Raw genomic sequence first — 18,101 nt, forward strand, 5'->3', positions numbered from 1 at the left:
ATCAGAGCAGGCGGCGATCGAGCCGGATGATCCGGCAGGGATCGCCGGCGCGCGCGGCCGGTGCGTTCGGGGCGCGGATCAGCAGGGCCTCGGACCGTCCGAGGACGGCGAGCATCGACGAGTCCTGGCGCTGCTCGGCGGTCGCGACCGGCAGCCGGCCGGGCTCGAGGGCCAGGCTCGCCCGCATGTAGTCGGCCCGCCCGTCATTCTCCGGCATGTCGCGGCCCAGCGTGGCCGGCTCGCTCCGGTCGGCGCCCGCCTGCGGGTCGCCCTGGAGCGCGCGGATCGCCGGCACCACGAACAGCAGCCCGCACACGATGGATGAGACCGGGTTGCCGGGCAGTCCGATCACCAGCATGTCGCCGAGGCGGCCGTGCATCAACGGCTTTCCCGGCCGGAGGGCGACCCGCCAGAAGCCGAGTTCCAGGCCCTCCCTGGCGAGCGCGGCCTGAACCAGATCGTGGTCGCCGACGGACGCGCCGCCGAGGGTGACGAGCACGTCGGCCCGCGCCGCGCGGGCGCGACGGAACGCGTCCGCCAGCGCGTCGTGGTCGTCCGCCGCGATCCCGAGATCGACGATATCGGCGCCGGCCTCCGCGGCGAGGGCGCCGAGCGCGAGGCTGTTCGAGGCGACGATCTGGTCCCAGCCGGGCGTCGCGCCCGGCACCACCAACTCGTCACCGGTGGCGAGGATCGCGACGCGCGGCCGGCGACTGACCGGGAGGCGGGGATGACCGGCCGCGGCGGCGAGCGCGAGGCGGCGCGCGTCGAGGCTGATGCCGGCCGGGATCAGGGTCTCGCCCGCCGTGAAGTCGAGGCCGGCCCGGCGGATGAACCGCGTCGGCTCCACGGGCTCCAGGACGCGCACCGCGCCCGCCTCGGCGGCGGCGTTCTCCTGGATCAAGATCGCGTCCGCGCCCTCCGGCACCGGCGCGCCGGTGAAGATCCGGACCGCCTCACCCGCGCCGATGCGACCCGGGAAACCGTGGCCGGCCGCGCTGGTGCCGATCAACCGCAGGGTCGCCCCGACCGCCGCGGCGTCGGCGCCGCGCACGGCGTAGCCGTCCATCGCCGAGGCCGGGAATGGCGGCTGGGTGCGCGAGGCGACGACGTCGGCGGCGAGCGTCCGGCCGGCGGCCTGCGCCAGCGGGACCGTCTCGGGCTCGACCGGCGCGGCGACGCTCGCGAGCACCCGCGCCAGCGCCTCGGCGACCGGGATCAGGCCGCTCATTCGGTCGGAGCCCGGTAGGCGCCGGAACGGCCACCGTCCTTGGCGATCAGCCGGATCCCCTCGATCCGCATGCCGCGATCGACCGCCTTCACCATGTCGTAGACCGTCAGGCAGGCCACCGAGACGGCGGTGAGCGCCTCCATCTCGACGCCGGTCGGCCCCTGGACCCGGACCTCGGCGGCGACGCGCAGCCCCGGGAGGGCGTCGTCGGCCTCGCACTCGACCCGCACCTTCGACAGCAGGAGCGGGTGACAGAGCGGGATCAACTCGTGGGTGCGCTTGGCCGCCATGATGCCGGCGAGCCGGGCCGTGCCGATCACGTCGCCCTTCTTGGCGTCGCCCTCGCGGATGAGCGCCAGGGTCTCGGGCCTCATCACGATCTGGCCTTCCGCCCGGGCGGTCCGGTCGGCAGCGGGCTTGTCGGTGACGTCGACCATGTTGGCCGCGCCGCTCGTGTCGAGATGGGTCAGCGTCGAGCCCGGCCGCATGCCTTACGCCTTCTTCCGCGGCTTGCCGCCCTTGGCCCCCGCGTCGCCGAACAGCAGGGCGCGGGCCGCCTCCGCGACGTCCGGCTGCCGCATCAGGCTCTCGCCGACCAGGACCACGCCGAGGCCGTTGTCCCGGAGCCGCACCACGTCGGCGTGGTCGCCGATGCCGCTCTCGGCCACGGCGATCCGATCCGCCGGGATTCCCGGCGCGAGCCGGATCGCGGTCTCGAACGAGACCTCGAAAGTCTTGAGGTTCCGGTTGTTGATGCCGATCAGCGCCGTGCCGAGGGGGATCGCCCGGGCGAGTTCGGCCTCGTCGTGCACCTCGACCAAGACGTCCATCCCGAGGAGATGCGCCGCTCCGACCAGGGCCTCCGCCTCGTCGTCGTCGAGGCAGGCCATGATGACGAGGATGCAGTCTGCGCCCCAGGCTCGGGCCTCGTAGACCTGATAGGGCTCGAACAGGAAATCCTTGCGCAGGACCGGCAACTTGCAGGCCGCGCGGGCGGCCGTCAGGTACTCGGGCCGTCCCTGGAACGAGGGCTCGTCGGTCAGCACCGACAGGCAGGTGGCGCCGCCGGCCTCGTAGGCGGCGGCGAGCGTTGCCGGATCGAAGTCGGCGCGGATCAGGCCCTTCGAGGGCGAGGCCTTCTTCACCTCGGCGATGAGCGCCGGGCGGTCCGCGGCGAGATGGGTCCGGATCGCCGCCGCGAAGCCGCGCACCGGCTCCGCCTGCGCGACCTTCCGCTCCAGCTTGGCGAGCGGCACGCGCAGCTTCGCCTCGGCGATCTCGCGGCGCTTGTAGGCCTCGATGCGGGCGAGGACGTTCGGCCGCTCGGTCGGCGTCCCGGCGCCGGTCTCCGGGATCGCCTCGTGCGTCAGCGAGCTCATCGGCCCTCCTGTCCGTTGGAGTGGTCGTTCGAAGCCCGGACGAGGCGGGCGAGCGTCGCCCGGGCGGCCCCGGAATCGACGGCATCCTGCGCCTGCGCGACGCCGTCCGCCAGGGCCCGCGCGGCCCCCGCGACGACGAGCGCCGCCCCCGCGTTGAGGACCGCGATGTCCCGGTAGGCGTTGCGCGCCCCCGCCAGGACGGCCTCGAGGGACCGCGCGTTCTCGGCGGGATCGCCGCCGCGCAGCTCCTCGGGCGCGCGCAGCGCCAGCCCGAACGCGCGCGGGTCGATGGTGAAGTGGGACAGCCGCCCCTCGTCGAGGGCGACCACCTGCGTCGGGCCCGTGACGGTGATCTCGTCGAGCCCGTCGGACCCGTGCACGGTCCAGACCCGGCGGCTGCCGAGTTCGGCCAGGACCCGGGTCAGCGGCTCCGCGAGGGCCGCCTGGGCGACGCCGAACAGCTGGTAGCCGACGCCGGCCGGGTTGCTCAGCGGACCGAGCAGGTTGAAGATCGTGCGCACGGGCAGTTCGGACCGGACCGCCGCGACGTGGCGCATCGCCGGATGGTGGGCCTGCGCGAACAGGAAGCAGAGGCCGGCCTCCTCGAGGCAGCGGGCCTGCGCGGCGGGGTCGAGCCCGAGTCGCACGCCCAGGGCGGCGAGCACGTCGGCCGCGCCGGAGCGCGAGGTCGCCGCGCGGTTCCCGTGCTTGGCCACCGGCACGCCGCAGGCGGCCACGATGATCGCCGCCAGGGTGGAGACGTTGACGCTGCCCGAATGGTCGCCGCCGGTGCCGACGACGTCGACGGCGTTCGCGGGCGCCGCGACGCGCGTCATGCGCGCCCGCATCGCCTCGGCCGCGCCGACGATCTCCTCGACGCTCTCGCCGCGCACCTTGAGCGCGGTCAGGAAGGCGCCCGCCTGGACCGGCGTGACCTCGCCCGACAGCAGGTCGTCGAAGGCGGCGCGGGCCTCGGCGCGGTCGAGGGCGAGGCCCCCGGCGACCTTCGCGAGATGGGGTCTGAAGCTGTCCATGGGTTCTTACGGAGGGCCGCCCCGGCCCCCGGCGTCAATGCACGTCGGCACGCGTCCTGTCACGCGCCGTGTTCCAGGCGGCGGCGAGATCGAGGAAGTTCTTCACGATCTCCGTGCCGTGCTGCGACCGGATGCTCTCGGGGTGGAACTGGACGCCGTGGAGCGGCCGGTCGGCGTGCTCCAGGCCCATGATCAGGCCGTCGGCCTCCGCGGTGACCCGCAGGGCCGTCGGGCAGGTCGCGCGGTCGACCACCAGGGAGTGGTAGCGGGTTGCCTCGAAGCTGTCGTTCAGGCCGCGGAACAGGCCGCGCGCGCCGTGGCGGATGGTCGACACCTTGCCGTGGAGCGGCAGGGGCGCCCGCACGACGTCGCCGCCGAACGCCTGGCCGATCGCCTGGAGGCCGAGGCAGACGCCGAAGATCGGGATCTCCTCGGACAGGTGGCGGACCACGTCGAGGCAGATCCCCGCCTCCGTCGGGGTGCACGGCCCGGGCGACAGCACGATGGCGTCGGGCGCCCTGGCGCGGATGTCGGCGATGGTCAGCGCGTCGTTGCGCGCGACCTCGACCGCGCCGCAGAGCGGCCCGATCAGGTGCACGAGATTCCACGTGAAGGAATCGTAGTTGTCGATGACGAGGACGTTGGGCATCGCGGCGGCACGCTCGGGCATGCAGGCGATGTGACCGCTCGCACCCGCGCGGTCAACCGTCGGCGTGGGACGGCGGCGCAGCCGCACGCCCGCCCTACTGGCCGCCCTACTGCCCGCGCTTGGCCTGCGCGGCGAAGCGCACCGCCTCCTCGGCGGCCCGGAACAGCGCCTTGGCCTTGTTGACGCATTCCTGCTGCTCGGAGGCAGGATCGGAATCGTAGACGATCCCGGCCCCGGCCTGGACGTGCATGGTCCCGTCCTTCACCACCGCGGTGCGCAGGACGATGCAGGTGTCCATCTCGCCCCGCGCGCCGAAATAGCCGATGCAGCCCGCGTACGGCCCGCGCTTCTCGCGCTCCAGCTCGTCGATGATCTCCATGGCCCGCACCTTCGGGGCGCCCGAGACCGTGCCGGCCGGGAATCCCGCGGCCAGGGCGTCCAGGGGATCGTGGCGCGGGTCGAGGTCGCCCTCGACGTTCGACACGATGTGCATGACCTGGCTGTAGCGCTCGATGAAGAACGAGTCGGTCACGCGGACGCTGCCGATCCGCGAGACCCGGCCGGCATCGTTGCGGCCGAGATCGAGCAGCATCAGGTGCTCGGCCCGCTCCTTCGGGTCGGCGAGCAGCTCCTCGGCGAGGGCGGTATCCTCGGCCGGGGTCGCGCCGCGACGGCGCGTGCCGGCGATCGGGCGGACCGTGACCACGCCGTCACGTACCCGCACCAGGATCTCGGGCGAGGAGCAGACGATCTGGAAGCCCTCGAAATCGAGGTAGCACAGGAACGGCGCCGGGTTGGTCCGCCGGAGCGAGCGGTACAGGCTGAAGGCCGGCAGCGTGAACGGCGCCGAGAACCGCTGGGACAGCACCACCTGGAAGACGTCGCCCGCGACGATGTACTCCTTGGCGCGCGCCACCATGGCGAAGAAGTCGTCCGGCGGCGTGTTGGAGACCGGCTCGGGCGGGGCGACTGTCGACAGGTCCACCCGCGCCTCGATCGGCAGCGGCCCCTCGAGGGCGGCGGCGACCCGGTCGACGCGCTGCAGCGCGTCCTCGTAGGCGGCCCGGGCCGCGGTGCCCGGGACGGGCCGGATCGGCGAGACGACGGTGATGACGTCGCGGATCGAGTCGAACACCACCATCACCCGGGGGCGCACCAGGATCGCGTCCGGCACGCCGAGGGGATCCGGGTTCGGCTCCGGCAGCCGCTCCATGGCGCGGACCATGTCGTAGCCGAGATAGCCGAACAGGCCGGCGGCCATCGGCGGCAGGTCCTGGCCGTCCGACTCGCCGATGGCGCTCTCCGCGATGAGCGCCCGCAGGCTCGCCAGCGGCGCCCGATGATCCGGCTCGAACCGCGTGAGATCGGCCCCGCGCGCGATCGCGGGCGCGCCCGCCCGGCAGCGCCAGATCAGGTCCGGATCGAGGCCGATCATCGAGTACCGGCCGCGGACGGCGCCGCCCTCGACGGATTCCAGGAGGAAGGCCGGCCCGGCATGCCCGGCGCGCAGCTTGAGGAACGCCGCCACCGGCGTCTCGAGATCGGCGACGAGGCTCACCGCCACGAGGCTCGGCTGCCCGGCCTCGTAGCGCGCCGCGAAGGCCGCGTAATCGGGCGTCTCGGCCATGCCTCAGTACTCGCCGCCGATGGCCCGCCGCAGGGCCGCCGGATCGACCTTCACGCCGGCGTTCTTCTGGACCTCGCTGATGTACTCGGACAGCACGTCGTCGGCGAGCGCCGCCTGGAAGCTCTGCGTGATCTGCTTGTCGCTCGGGCTGTCGGCTACGAAGGCCGGGACCGTCGCCGCGGTGACCTTGAAGACCGCCCGCGAATCCCCGGCCGCCGCCGTTCCGGCCTTGCCCACCGGGGTCGCGAAGATCAGGTTCACCACGTCCGCCGTGAGCATGTCCTTGGCCTGGTTGCGCGCGAGATCCTGCGCCTCCTGGAGATTCACGCCGATCTCCTGCGCGGCGGCCTCGATCGTCTCGCCCTTGTTGATCTTCTCGACGAGCTCGCGGCCTTTGGCCTGCAGGCGCTTGGCGATCTCGGTCGCCGTCCAGCCGGCCTTCACGCCGTCCTTCACCTGGTCGAGGGGCTTGTCGTGGGCGGCGTCGATCCCCGTGACGTCGTACCAGACATAGCCGCCGGACTTGGTCCGCAGGGGCTCGTTGTCGCCGCCGATCTCGGCGCGGAACAGGGCCGGGAGGGTGGTCTCCGGGTCCGGGATGTCGGTGATCCGCTGCCCGTCCGGTCCCTTGCCGTTCACGTCCACCGCCTTCACGGTGACGACCTTGAGGCCGCGCTCCGCCGCGATGTCGGCCAGCGGCTTGGCGCCGGCGCGCTGATCCTCGATCGCGTCGCGGGTGGTCTCCATCGCGTCGCGGGCGCGGGCCAAGGCGAGGGCCTTGCGGATCTCGCCGTCCACCGCCTCGAACGGCTTCACCGTCCCGGCTTCGATCTTGGTGACCCGCAGCAGCACCGTGCCGAACCGGCCCTGGACCGGCTGGCTCACGCCGCCCTCCGGCAGCGCGAAGGCGGCGTCGGCGACGGCCTTGTCGAACAGCTCGCTCTTGGTCAGCGTGCCGAGGGTCAGGTCCTTCTCGTCGGTGCCGCGCTCGGCCGCCACCGCGTCGAAAGTCTTCGAGCCGTCCGTGATCGCCTTGTGGGCCGCCTCGGCGGCGGCCGCGTCGGGGAACACGATCTGCTGGATCGTTCGCTTCTCGGGCGTGCCGTAGCGGTCCTTGTTGAGCGCGTAGGCGGCGCGGGCGTCGGCCTCGGTGATCGCGTCGGGCTTCGCCATCGCCTCGGGCTCGACCACGAGGAGGTTGGCCGCCCGGAACTCCGGCGCCCGGAAACCGGACTTGTTGGCCTCGTACCAGGTCTTCAGCTCGTCGTCCGTCGGATCGGGGATCTGGCCGGCCACCGAGGGGGTCAGCATCAGGTAGGCGGCCGCGCGGCGCTCCGTGGTGTAGCGGTGGACAGCCTCCCGCATGGCGAGCGGCACGTGCAGGTCCGACGACACCGCCTCGGCCAGCTGGAGGCGGGCGATCACCGAGCGCTGCTCGCGCACGAACAGGCCCTCGTTGAGGCCGGCGCGCTGCAGGGTCTGGTAGAAGAGCTGCGGCTCGAACTGGCCCTGCTGGTTCTGGAAGCTCTTCTCCTCGTGGATCGCCTTGATCACCGAGGAATCCGGCACGGCGAGGCCGAGGTCGTGCGTCTTCTGATCGAGGGCGGCCTCGGTGATCAGCTGGGACATCACCTGCCGGTCCAGACCGAGCATCCGCGCCTGATCGGGCGTCAGCGGACGCTTCAGCTGCGTCTGATAGCGCTGCAGCTGGTTCTGGTAGGCTTGGCGCACCTGCTCGGCCGTGATCGGCGTGCTGCCGACCGTGGCCACCTTGTTGCTCGCGCCGCCGCGGAAGAACTCCTCGACCCCGAAGATGCCGACGCCGGCGATCAGCAGCGTGAAGATGATCGTCAAGACGATCTTGCCGAGCCAGTGCTGGCTGGCGTTGCGGATGCCCTGAAGCATGGTCTGTGATCGAGTACCTTCGGCAGCCGCCCCGTCGCCGGGCCGGCGCTGTCCCTGAGAGCCGACCGCGATAGACCATTCGCGTCCACAGGCAAAGACTCGGGCGCTCCGGGCCGTTTGCACGCTCAAGCTCGCTCTGATAGGCCCCGGCAACTTCGGAAAAGCCGCGGCGGAGCGAGGGCAGGAATGACGCAGTCTGGGCGCAAGCCGCTTGTCGCTGGCAACTGGAAGATGAACGGGACCCGGGCATCCATCCAGGTCGTCGAAGCGATTCGCGACGGGCTGTCGCCGGACCTCGCGCCCCGCATCGACGTGCTGATCTGCCCGCCGGCGACGCTGATCGGATCCTGCGTGGCGGCGGCGGCCGGATCGCCGATCGCGATCGGCGGCCAGAACCTGCACGCCCGCCCGAGCGGCGCCTTCACGGGCTCCATCTCGGCCGAGATGCTCGCCGACCTCGGCGCCAAGTACGTGATCGTCGGCCATTCCGAGCGCCGGGCCTACCACCACGAGACCGACGACGGGGTCCACGCCAAGGCGCTGGGCGCCCGGCGGGCGGGCCTGTGCGGCATCATCTGCGTCGGCGAGACGATCGAGGAGCGCGAGCAGGGCCGCGCCCTCGACATCGTCCGCGCGCAGCTCGCCATCGGCCTGCCCAAGGGCGCGACGGCGGCCGACACGGTGATCGCCTACGAGCCGGTCTGGGCGATCGGCTCCGGGCGGACGCCGACGCCGCGCGACATCGCCGAGGTCCACGCCTCCCTGCGGGAGATGCTCGACAAGCTCGTGGGCGACGAGGCGCAGAAGATCCGCATCCTCTACGGCGGCTCGGTCAAGCCCGGGAACGCCAAGGAACTCCTGTCGGTCGACAACGTCGACGGCGCGCTGGTGGGCGGCGCGAGCCTCGTGGCGGAGGATTTCCTGGGGATCTGCGCCGCCTACGCCTGAGGGCGGGTATGCCGGGCCGCGGCGCCGGCGCGGCGCCGCTCCGCATGACCGGGCTCGACGGCCGCGCAGCCGTCAGATCTTGAACGCCTGCCGGGCCAGCAGCCGCCAGCGGCCGCCGTCGCGGTGCCAGACCTGCATCACGCCGATATGCACCGGCGACGTCTTGCCGCCCGAGACCACCTCGCCGGCGAAGACGTGGCGCGCGATCGCGTCGTCACCCACGACCGAGACGGAGCGGTCCGAGAGGGTGATGCTCGGGAAGCTCGAGCGCTTGCTGGTCAGCGTCTCGATGAAGGCCGTCTTGTCCTGAATCTGCCCGCTGGAATGGCCGTAGCTCAGCCCGTCGAGCACCAGGGCGTCGAGGGCCGGCCCGTCCGCGGCCAGGAGCGCCTTGGTGAGGGCGTCGACCGCCTGTTCGACGGCGGCGCCCTGGGCGCCGGAGTCGGACCCGGCCGCGAAGCCTGTGCGTGATCGGATCAGGACGGGCGCGGCGATGGCGACGGCGAGCGCCGCACGGCGTGACACGGACATGGCTTGCCTCCCGGACCCGGCGGCGCGTTCGGTCGGCCGCCCTTCCCCGGCAGAGAGCACGGAGCGCGGCCGAAGGCGAGAGCCGGAGCGGACAGCCGGCGGCGCGCGTCAGGTTGGCGACGGGCAGCCGGTGGTGTATGCCGTCGCCGAATTCCGGCCGGTCCGCCCGACGCGTCGCCCCCGAAGCTCCCGCCGCACGTCCGCGTGCCCGGGAGACTCGTGAACGATCGCGGGCCCCGGCCCTCGTGCGTACGTCTTCCGGTGCCCGCTGCCGGCGCGCGGCGCTGAAGAAGATCCCGGAACACCGATGCAGACCGTCCTGATCGTCGTCCACCTCATCATCGTGCTCGCGCTGATCGGCGTGGTGCTGCTCCAGCGCTCCGAGGGCGGTCTCGGGCTCGGAGGCGGCGGCGGTGGGGGCGTCGGCGGATTCATGACCGGCCGCGGCCAGGCCAACGCCCTGACGCGGGCCACCGCGATCCTGGCGGCGCTGTTCTTCACGACCAGCATGGTCCTCGCCATCCTGTCGCACCGCTCGGCGGCGCCGAAGTCGATCCTCGATACCGGCGCGCCGCAGACCTCCGGCCAGCCGGCCAAGCAGCCGACTGGTGCCGACAACCTCCTCGACACGCTGCGCCAGCAGCAGGACCGGGCCCCCGCGACCGCCCCCGCCCAGCCGGCACCGGCTCCCGCCCAGCCGGCGGTTCCGGACGCGCCGCAGTCGCGCTGACGGCGCGCGCCGCGGGCGGCGCGGCGTCGCCCCTCGTCCCGACGGACCGGCGCTCGGCCGGTCCACGCCATGCGTCGCGCGATCCCCAGCCCATGCACGGGCCGGGGTCTCCGCCGTTTGGCAAATGCCAGCAGCTTCTTTATGGACCGAGGCCCATGACGCGGTACGTTTTCATCACCGGCGGCGTGGTTTCCTCCCTCGGCAAGGGACTGGCCTCGGCAGCGCTCGCGGCGGTCCTTCAGGCCCGCGGCTACCGGGTCCGGATGCGCAAGCTCGACCCCTACCTGAACGTCGATCCGGGCACGATGAGCCCGACGCAGCACGGTGAGGTGTTCGTCACCGACGACGGCGCCGAGACCGACCTCGACCTCGGACACTACGAGCGCTTCACCGGTGTCCCGGCGAGCCGGGCCGACAACATCACCACGGGCCGGATCTACCAGGACATCATCGCCAAGGAGCGCCGCGGCGACTATCTCGGCGCGACGATCCAGGTGATCCCGCACGTCACCAACGCGATCAAGGACTTCGTCCTCGACGGCAACGACAGCTTCGATTTCGTGCTGGTGGAGATCGGCGGCACGGTCGGCGACATCGAGGGCCTGCCGTTCTTCGAGGCGATCCGGCAGCTCGGCCAGGAGCTGCCGCGGGGCACCTGCTGCTACGTCCACCTCACGCTGCTGCCCTACATCCCGTCCGCGGGCGAGCTGAAGACCAAGCCGACGCAGCACTCGGTGAAGGAGCTGCGCTCGATCGGCATCCAGCCCGACATCCTGCTCTGCCGCTGCGACCGGCCGATCCCGATGGACGAGCGGCGCAAGCTCGCGCTGTTCTGCAACGTCCGCCAGACCGCGGTCATCGAGGCGCTCGACGTGGCCTCGATCTACGAGGTGCCGCTCTCGTACCGGACGGCGGGTCTCGACCGGGAGGTGCTCGGCCATTTCGGCCTGGAGCACGGCGAGGAGCCGGATCTCGGCCGCTGGCAGACGATCGCCGAGCGCGTGCGCAATCCCGAGGGCGAGGTCTCGATCGCCATCGTCGGTAAGTACACGGGGCTGAAAGACGCCTACAAGTCGCTGACCGAGGCGCTGATCCACGGCGGCATCAGCCACCGGGTGAAGGTCAATCTCGAGTGGATCGAGGCCGAGGTGTTCGAGCGCGAGGATCCGGCGCCGTTCCTCGAAGGCCTGAACGGGATCCTCGTGCCGGGCGGCTTCGGCCAGCGCGGGGCCGAGGGCAAGATCCGGGCGGCCCGCTACGCCCGCGAGAAGCGCATCCCCTATCTCGGCATCTGCTTCGGCATGCAGATGGCGGTGATCGAGGCCGCCCGCTCGCTGGCCGGGATGCCGGAGGCCAATTCCACGGAGTTCGGCGACACCGCCGAGCCGGTGGTCGGCCTGCTGACCGAGTGGCTGCGCGGCAACGAGCTGGAGCGGCGCGCGGCGGCCGGCGATCTCGGCGGCACGATGCGGCTCGGCGCCTACGAGGCGAAGCTCGATCCCGAGTCCAAGATCGCCCAGATCTACGGGACCGAGCAGATCTCGGAGCGGCACCGCCACCGCTACGAGGTCAACATGGCCTATCGCGAGCGGCTGGAGGCCAAGGGCCTGCGCTTCTCCGGCGTGTCCCCGGACGGCCTCCTGCCCGAGACGGTGGAGCATGTCGGGCACCCGTGGTTCATCGGCGTGCAGTTCCACCCGGAGCTGAAGTCGCGGCCCTTCGAGCCGCACCCGCTGTTCAAGGGCTTCGTCGGCGCCGCGATCGAGCAGAGCCGCCTGGTCTAGGCCGCGGCGGCGCGCCGCTGCTCGCGCGGCGACTTGCGGCCCTATATCCTCGGTGCCGTGACCGAGATCCTCTTCTACCACATGCAGCGGCAGCCCCTGGAGAAGGTGCTGCCGAACCTCGTCGAGCGCTCGCTGGACCGCGGCTGGCAGGCCGCCATCCAGGCGGCGAGCGAGGAGCGCCTGCAGGCGCTCGACGACCACCTCTGGACCTATTCCGACGAGAGCTTCCTGCCGCACGGCACCGACCGCGAGCCCGACGCCGCGAGCCAGCCGGTGGTGCTCACGCTCCGGGACGTGAATCCCAACGCGGCCTCGATCCGCTTCCTCGTGGAGGGCGCCGACCTGCCGCCCGACGCCGGGCAGTACGAGCGGATCTGCATCCTGTTCGACGGGACCGATCAGGACGCGCTCCTGCGCGCCCGCGAGCAGTGGAAGCAGGCCAAGGACGCCGGTCACGCGGTGGCCTACTGGCAGCAGGACGAGTCCGGACGCTGGAACAAGAAGGCTTGATGGTGCCCCCCCACGCACGTCTCGGGCGCGCCGCGCTCGCCCTCGCCCTGGCGCTCGCCGCGCCCCCGGTCGCCCACGCACAGGACGCGCCGCACGGCCATCCGGCGGAGAGCAAGCCGGCGCAGCGCGGGCCGGAGGGACGGCGCCTGCCACCCGACTCGACGACGAAGCAGAGCGTGACGCTGCCGGACGGCCGGACCCTCGACTTCACCGCCACCGCTGGCAGCCTGCCGCTGGTCGACGAGGCGGGGAAGCTGCAGGCCGAGATCGCCTACGTCGCCTACACGATGGCGCCGCAGGCCGGCCGCGAGCGTCCGGTCACCTTCGCGGTCAACGGCGGCCCGGGCGCCGCGTCGGCCTATCTCAACATCGGGGCGATCGGGCCCTGGCGGCTGCCGGTCGGCGGCGACAGCATCAGCCCGTCGCAGCCGGTGACGCTGACGCCCAACGACGGGACTTGGCTCGGCTTCACCGACTTGGTCTTCATCGACCCCGTGGGGACCGGGTACAGCCGGGCCGCGGACGGGAACGGCAAGGCCTACTGGTCGATCGATTCCGATGCCTCGACCCTGGCGGCGACCATCGCCCGCTACCTGCGCGTCAACGACCGCATGGCGAGCCCGAAGTTCTTCGTCGGCGAGAGCTACGGCGGCTTCCGCGGCCCGCTGGTCGCCGAGAAGCTCCAGGAGGAGATCGGCGTCGGCCTGTCCGGCATGGTGCTGCTCTCGCCGGTGCTCGACTTCGCGTGGCTGGAGACGCCGCGGGCCAACCCGTGGGGCTACGTGCTGAAGCTGCCCTCGCTGGCGGCCGGCGCCCTCGAGCGGGCCGGCACGGTGCCGACGCCAACCCTGCTCGGCGACGCGGAGGCCTACGCCTCGGGCCCGTACCTGAGCGACCTGCTGAAGGGTCCGAGCGACACGGCCGCCGTCGCCCGGATGACCGAGAAGGTCGCGCCCCTCGTCGGCCTCGACCCAGCCCTGGTGCGCGCCCAGGCGGCGCGCCTCTCGACCCGGAGCGTCCAGCGCGAGATCGACCGCGCCGACGGCCGCGTGACCAGCGCCTACGACACCGGCATCACCGGCTGGGACCCGAACCCGGATGCCGCCCAGTCGAGCTTCGAGGATCCGCAGCTCACCGCCCTGCAGGCGCCGCTGACGAGCGCGATGCTCGACCTCTACGCGCGCACGCTGAAATGGCCCGTGACCAACATGCGCTACGAGCTCCTGAACAACGCGGTCAATCGCGGCTGGAGCTGGGGCTCGGGCCGGCAAGCCCCGGAGGTCCTGTCCAACCTGAAGGGCGATCTGGCGCTCGACGGGCACCTGCGCGTCCTCGTGGCGCACGGGTTCACCGACCTGGTGACGCCCTACTTCGCCTCGAAGCTCCTGCTGGCGCAGGTCCCGGCCTACGCCGCCGGCCGCCTGAGTCTCGCGGTCTATCCGGGCGGGCACATGTTCTACACGCGTCCGGATTCGCGCGCCGCCTTCCGGACGGACGTGGAACGGATGTACACGGACGCCCTGAAGGTGCGCGACGCCGGCTCGACCCGTCCGGCCGGAGCGCCCGCCGAGCGTCTCCGGACGGTGCCGTAGCGCTTCCGACCTGCCGCGCCGGTCACGCGTCGTCGAAGGCGAGGGCCTCGGCCGGGTACGCCACCATCGTCCGGCGCTGCGCGTCGGTGTTCTGCCACTCGCCGACCTTCATGTAGCGGCCCTCGAGATCGCGGACCTCGACCACCTTCCCGATGGTCGGGATCGACTGGAAGCCCTGCGGCCAGTTCGACGCGAAGTAGAAGACCTGCTCGACGTGGTCCGAGAGGTGGCAGATTCCCGGCCCGAAGGTCCCCAGCCCGAAGACGAGGTAGCGGCCGTTCACCAGCGCCGCGACGTCGGAGATCAGCGACTCGCTCTGGGTCTCGACCGGCAGACCGCGCCGTTCCGCGTACGCCTCAACCTCGGCGATGACCGGGTTCAGCCTGTTCTCGAAGACGAGCTTGACCGAGCGGATCCGGTCCTCGGCCAGGAGCCGGTCGATGACCATCCGGTAGAACGCGAGGGGCGGCTGCGGGTAGTGCGGATCGACCCAGGTGCTGAAGATGTCGCCCGATCGGATGTGGATCAGGAGCTGGTCGTCGGGCTTCGCCGGGAAGGTCGTCGGCAGGCCGTTGAACAGCGGCCGGATCACGCTCTGCACGATCGCGCGCGAATCCGTCGGCCCCCGCAGCGCGGTCACGCGCTCGAACTGCGTCGGGTCGAAATACAGGCCCGACAGGAAGTAGCCGTCCGCCGGCAGCGGCTCGTCCGGCGGGATGAAGGTGATGCCGTCGCAGGTCAGCCGCTCGGTCAGGAAGATCACCTTGCTGCGGTCGACCTTGGGCACCTTTATGTATTTCAGGTTGAGCGCCTTCGCGATCGACACGGCGATGATGTACTGGACGAGGCAGTTGCCGAAGGCGCCGTTCTCGAACAGCGACAGGCCGACCAGGGCGTGGCTGGCGCGTTCGGGCGCCGACTGGAGCGCGTAGGTGACGTAGACGTTGGCGCCGGGCTTCTCGTTCAGGAGCGTCACGTCGAGGCCGAGCATCGCCCGCAGGGTGATCAGGTCGACCGCGGCCTCTTCGGCCCTTACGCCGATGCCGGCGATCCGGGCCGGCTCGGGCGCGGCGACCCGGACCGCCAGCGCCCAGGCCCGCTCGTCCGGGACGATCGCGGCGACGAGGGCGTCCGGGGTCGCGGTCCAGCCGGCGAGGTCCGGCTCGGTCCACGTCACGCCATCCTGCGAGACCGTGACCGCGACGTCGCCGGGTTCCGGGGGAGCCGCCCCCTCCCCCGGCCGCAGGGCGACGGAGTGGATCGGGAACCGGCCGCCGAGGTCGATCTCGAGCCACCTCGTACCCGCGTCCGATACGATCCGCGGGTCACGGCCGGCCGCGAGATCGACGAGGACCGGTCTCGGATCGTCTGTCGGCGCCATCGGGTCTCCGGGAATTCAGCGCCCGCGCCGGGGCCGGGCGGGTATCGGATGCGGCGGTGCCCGCTCCGGGGCGCGGCCGTCAAGTCCGCCCCGGGCGCGGGAATCGGCCGCGATCCGGCGCCGCTCCGTTGTGTCCCGGCGGCCATGCGTCTACAACGGCCGGGCGACGGTGCCCCGGAGACGGGGTGAAAAGGGAATGCGGTGAGGGGTTTGAGGCCCCGATTCCGCGGCTGCCCCCGCAACTGTGAGCGGCGAGCGCCCGCCATGCGCCACCGGAGCGATCCGGGAAGGCGGTGGGCGCGTCGAGCCGCAAGCCAGGAGACCTGCCGTCGCGACAGGATCCCGCAATGCCGCCGGTGGGGCGGCTGGAGACGCTTCTGATGACGACGCAAACCCTCGCCCCCGTCGCCGCCGACACCCGCGCGTCGGAGCGCCCCATCGCCGTCGCGCTCGCGGCCGTGCTGGGCCTCGGCTTGCTGTTCATGGCGGGTTTCTCGCCGGCGATCGCGCTCCACAACGCGGCGCACGATTTCCGGCATACCCAGAACTTCCCCTGCCACTGACCTCCCCGGACCAGGGATGATCATCCGGCTCCTGTCGGCGGCCCTCGCCGCCGGCTTCTTCGCGGCTGCCGTCGTGACGGGTCTCGAACTGACGCTGACCTCGCCGCTGATCGTCGCGGCCGAGCGCTACGAGCAGCAGGAGGCGCCGAACCGGGCTGCCAATGCGCTCCCGGTCAGGGCACTCCCGATCGTGCTGGCCCATGCCGGGCACGACCACGCCGCGCCCGACGCCGCACCGGAATGGCAGCCCGCGCCCGGCCTGCCGCGGATGGCCTTCACCGGGCTCGCAACCCTCGTGGGCGGCGTCGGTTACGCGCTGCTGCTCGGCGCGGTGATGCTCGCCTGCGGCCGTGAACCCACGCCGCAGGTCGGCCTCGCCTTCGCGGTGGCGGGTTTCGCCAGCGTCGCCCTCGCGCCAGGCCTCGGCCTGCCGCCGGAACTGCCCGGCAGCGCGGCGGCCCCACTCGCGACGCGCCAGGCGTGGTGGGTGATGACCGCCGCGGCGACCGGGATGGGGCTCTACCTGATCACGATCCGCCGCGCGCTGATCACGATCCTCGGCGGGCTCGTCCTGATCATCGCCCCGCACGTCGTGGGTGCCCCGCAGGCACCCGAGGCCGCGTCGGAGCTTCCGGCCGCGCTCGCCGCCCAGTTCGCCGCGCGGTCGCTCGCGATCAGCTTCGTGTTCTGGATCCTGATCGGGCTGGGGCTCGGCTGGGCGTGGCAGGCCTTCGCCCGCGGAGCGGATCGGGGAGCGGCCCGTGCCTGAGACCGTTCTCTACGTCTGCACCACCTGTCGGCGCCCGGACGACGACCCGGACGGCCCCCGTGCCGGGGCCCGCCTGCTGGAGGCGCTCCGGTCGCGGAGCGACGGTACGCCGGACCTGCGGGTCGAGGCGGTGGAGTGCCTGTCGGTCTGCAAGCGGCCCTGCACCGTGGCGGTCGCCGCGGCCGACCGCTGGACCTACGTCTACGGCGACATGGATCCGGCCGCCTCGGCCGAGATCATCCTCGGCGGTCTCGCAGCCTACGCGGCGACCCCGGACGGCATCGTGCCCTGGCGCGAGCGTCCGGAGGCGTTCCGCAAGGGCGTGATCGCCCGCATCCCCCCTTTCCCAGAACTCCGCCCGGTCCCCGCCGGCACCCTGGAGCCCGCGGAATGACCCTCGTGAACAAAATCCCCTGCACCATCGTCACCGGCTTCCTCGGGGCCGGCAAGACCACCCTCGTCCGCCACGTGGTCGAGAACGCCAAGGGGCGCCGCCTCGCCATCCTGGTGAACGAGTTCGGCGACATCGGCTTCGACAAATCCTTCCTGGCCGCCTGCGGCGTCGAGGGCTGCACCGAGGACGCCATCGTCGAGCTGCCGAACGGCTGCATCTGCTGCACGGTCGCGGACGATTTCGTGCCGGCGCTGGAGACCCTGCTCGGCCGCGCCGAGCCGCCGGAGCACATCCTGATCGAGACCTCCGGCCTCGCCCTGCCGAAGCCGCTGGTCCAGGCGTTCCAGTGGCCGGCGATCCGCTCGCGGGTGACCGTCGACGGCGTGGTCGCGGTGGTCGACGGCCCGGCGGTGGCCTCGGGCGCCTTCGCGGAGGATCCGGAGGCCCTGGCGGCCCAGCGGGCCGCCGACCAGTCGGTCGACCACGACAACCCCCTGGAAGAGGTGTTCGAGGACCAGCTCCTCTGCGCCGATCTCGTGGTCGTCAACAAGGCCGACCTGATCGACGCCGCGACCCGGGCGCGGGTCCGCGCCGAGGTGGAGGGGCACCTCCCCCGCGCCGTGAAGGTGGTCGAGACCGAGAACGGCGCCATCGACCCGCGGGTGCTGCTCGGCCTCGGCGCGGCCGCCGAGGACGATCTCGACGCCCGCCCCTCGCATCACGGCGAGGGCGAGGACCACGACCACGACGATTTCGAGACCGTGGCGCTGCCGGTGCGCCCGGCGGTGACCGCGGGAGATCTCGCGGCCCGGGTCGAGGCGGCGGCCGAGGCCGCCGGCGTCCTGCGCATCAAGGGCTTCGCCGAGGTCGAGGGCAAGCCGATGCGCCTCGTGGTACAGGGTGTCGGCCGGCGCGTGACCCATCATTTCGACCGCCCCTGGCGGGCCGGGGAAGCCCGCGACGGGACGCTGGTGGTGATCGGCCTCAAGGGCTTCGACAAGGACGCCGTCGCGGCGGCCCTCGCGGGATGAGGCCGGTCGCGCACGCCCGCCCGGACTCGCTCTAGGGGCCGCC

Annotated in this window: 18 protein-coding genes and 1 riboswitch; of the genes, 9 read left to right on the plus strand and 9 right to left on the minus strand. The window is 72.4% G+C overall.

All coding sequences use genetic code 11. The annotated features are described in order from the left end of the window. Position 1 precedes the first annotated feature (1 nt). The 7 genes from ACLBXO_RS02885 to ACLBXO_RS02915 all read right to left on the minus strand — a co-directional run bounded on the left by ACLBXO_RS02885 (position 2) and on the right by ACLBXO_RS02915 (position 7,825). Complete coding sequence (locus ACLBXO_RS02885) at positions 2 to 1,231, minus strand: molybdopterin molybdotransferase MoeA (RefSeq protein WP_447684452.1); 1,230 nt, start codon at positions 1,229 to 1,231, stop codon at positions 2 to 4. After that, positions 1,228 to 1,719, minus strand: coding sequence for a cyclic pyranopterin monophosphate synthase MoaC (moaC, locus tag ACLBXO_RS02890; protein ID WP_447684453.1), 492 nt, complete (start codon positions 1,717 to 1,719; stop codon positions 1,228 to 1,230). The genes ACLBXO_RS02885 and moaC overlap by 4 nt, the downstream gene beginning before the upstream one ends. 3 nt (positions 1,720 to 1,722) lie before the next feature. Then, positions 1,723 to 2,610, minus strand: a complete 888-nt coding sequence (gene trpC / locus ACLBXO_RS02895) for an indole-3-glycerol phosphate synthase TrpC (RefSeq protein ID WP_447684454.1) — start codon at positions 2,608 to 2,610, stop codon at positions 1,723 to 1,725. Then, positions 2,607 to 3,644: an anthranilate phosphoribosyltransferase gene (gene trpD / locus ACLBXO_RS02900; RefSeq protein WP_331317589.1), complete on the minus strand. Its 1,038-nt coding sequence runs from the start codon at positions 3,642 to 3,644 to the stop codon at positions 2,607 to 2,609. Before trpD ends, trpC begins: the two co-directional genes overlap by 4 nt. A gap of 34 nt (positions 3,645 to 3,678) precedes the next feature. Beyond that, positions 3,679 to 4,293, minus strand: coding sequence for an anthranilate synthase component II (locus ACLBXO_RS02905; RefSeq protein ID WP_447684538.1), 615 nt, complete (start codon positions 4,291 to 4,293; stop codon positions 3,679 to 3,681). 106 nt (positions 4,294 to 4,399) lie between these two features. After that, positions 4,400 to 5,920, minus strand: a complete 1,521-nt coding sequence (gene trpE, locus ACLBXO_RS02910) for an anthranilate synthase component I (RefSeq protein ID WP_331317587.1) — start codon at positions 5,918 to 5,920, stop codon at positions 4,400 to 4,402. A gap of 3 nt (positions 5,921 to 5,923) precedes the next feature. Next, positions 5,924 to 7,825, minus strand: a complete 1,902-nt coding sequence (locus ACLBXO_RS02915) for a peptidyl-prolyl cis-trans isomerase (protein ID WP_447684455.1) — start codon at positions 7,823 to 7,825, stop codon at positions 5,924 to 5,926. Between the two features lie 186 nt (positions 7,826 to 8,011). Here ACLBXO_RS02915 and tpiA point away from each other — a divergent pair, with 186 nt between their 5' ends. Beyond that, the gene (gene tpiA / locus ACLBXO_RS02920; protein ID WP_331317583.1) at positions 8,012 to 8,773 is read left to right on the plus strand and encodes a triose-phosphate isomerase; all 762 of its coding nucleotides are present in this window, start codon (positions 8,012 to 8,014) and stop codon (positions 8,771 to 8,773) included. Positions 8,774 to 8,845: 72 nt separating this feature from the next. Here the strand turns inward: tpiA and ACLBXO_RS02925 are convergent, their stop codons facing one another. Beyond that, complete coding sequence (locus ACLBXO_RS02925) at positions 8,846 to 9,304, minus strand: nuclear transport factor 2 family protein (protein WP_447684456.1); 459 nt, start codon at positions 9,302 to 9,304, stop codon at positions 8,846 to 8,848. A gap of 307 nt (positions 9,305 to 9,611) precedes the next feature. Between ACLBXO_RS02925 and secG the strand changes: the two genes are divergently transcribed. The 4 genes from secG to ACLBXO_RS02945 all read left to right on the plus strand — a co-directional run bounded on the left by secG (position 9,612) and on the right by ACLBXO_RS02945 (position 13,920). Continuing rightward, positions 9,612 to 10,034 carry a preprotein translocase subunit SecG gene (gene secG / locus ACLBXO_RS02930; RefSeq protein ID WP_331317580.1) on the plus strand — a complete coding sequence of 141 codons (423 nt, stop codon included), beginning with the start codon at positions 9,612 to 9,614 and terminating at the stop codon, positions 10,032 to 10,034. 155 nt (positions 10,035 to 10,189) lie between these two features. Further along, positions 10,190 to 11,818 carry a CTP synthase gene (locus tag ACLBXO_RS02935; RefSeq protein ID WP_447684457.1) on the plus strand — a complete coding sequence of 543 codons (1,629 nt, stop codon included), beginning with the start codon at positions 10,190 to 10,192 and terminating at the stop codon, positions 11,816 to 11,818. 57 nt (positions 11,819 to 11,875) lie between these two features. Further along, positions 11,876 to 12,328 (plus strand): DNA polymerase III subunit chi, encoded by a 453-nt coding sequence (locus ACLBXO_RS02940; RefSeq protein ID WP_331318631.1) that lies wholly within the window; start codon positions 11,876 to 11,878, stop codon positions 12,326 to 12,328. Then, positions 12,328 to 13,920 carry a S10 family peptidase gene (locus ACLBXO_RS02945; protein ID WP_447684458.1) on the plus strand — a complete coding sequence of 531 codons (1,593 nt, stop codon included), beginning with the start codon at positions 12,328 to 12,330 and terminating at the stop codon, positions 13,918 to 13,920. The genes ACLBXO_RS02940 and ACLBXO_RS02945 overlap by 1 nt, the downstream gene beginning before the upstream one ends. 22 nt (positions 13,921 to 13,942) lie before the next feature. Here ACLBXO_RS02945 and ACLBXO_RS02950 read toward each other — a convergent pair whose 3' ends face one another. Then, on the minus strand, positions 13,943 to 15,301 hold the full coding sequence (locus tag ACLBXO_RS02950; protein ID WP_331317575.1) for a discoidin domain-containing protein: 1,359 nt from the start codon (positions 15,299 to 15,301) through the stop codon (positions 13,943 to 13,945). Between the two features lie 150 nt (positions 15,302 to 15,451). Further along, a riboswitch (cobalamin riboswitch) is annotated at positions 15,452 to 15,646 on the plus strand. Between the two features lie 35 nt (positions 15,647 to 15,681). Between ACLBXO_RS02950 and ACLBXO_RS02955 the strand changes: the two genes are divergently transcribed. Genes ACLBXO_RS02955 through cobW form a run of 4 tightly spaced genes read left to right on the plus strand, consistent with a single transcriptional unit; the run spans position 15,682 to position 18,058 of the window. Next, positions 15,682 to 15,864, plus strand: coding sequence for a CbtB domain-containing protein (locus ACLBXO_RS02955; protein WP_331317574.1), 183 nt, complete (start codon positions 15,682 to 15,684; stop codon positions 15,862 to 15,864). Between the two features lie 16 nt (positions 15,865 to 15,880). Further along, entirely contained in the window at positions 15,881 to 16,633 is a 753-nt protein-coding gene (locus tag ACLBXO_RS02960) for a CbtA family protein (protein WP_447684459.1), read from the plus strand. Continuing rightward, on the plus strand, positions 16,626 to 17,027 hold the full coding sequence (locus ACLBXO_RS02965; RefSeq protein ID WP_447684460.1) for a DUF1636 family protein: 402 nt from the start codon (positions 16,626 to 16,628) through the stop codon (positions 17,025 to 17,027). Before ACLBXO_RS02960 ends, ACLBXO_RS02965 begins: the two co-directional genes overlap by 8 nt. After that, entirely contained in the window at positions 17,024 to 18,058 is a 1,035-nt protein-coding gene (gene cobW / locus ACLBXO_RS02970; RefSeq protein ID WP_012320061.1) for a cobalamin biosynthesis protein CobW, read from the plus strand. Before ACLBXO_RS02965 ends, cobW begins: the two co-directional genes overlap by 4 nt. Positions 18,059 to 18,101: the final 43 nt, after the last annotated feature.

It is taken from the genome of Methylobacterium sp. C33D, assembly GCF_053345825.1.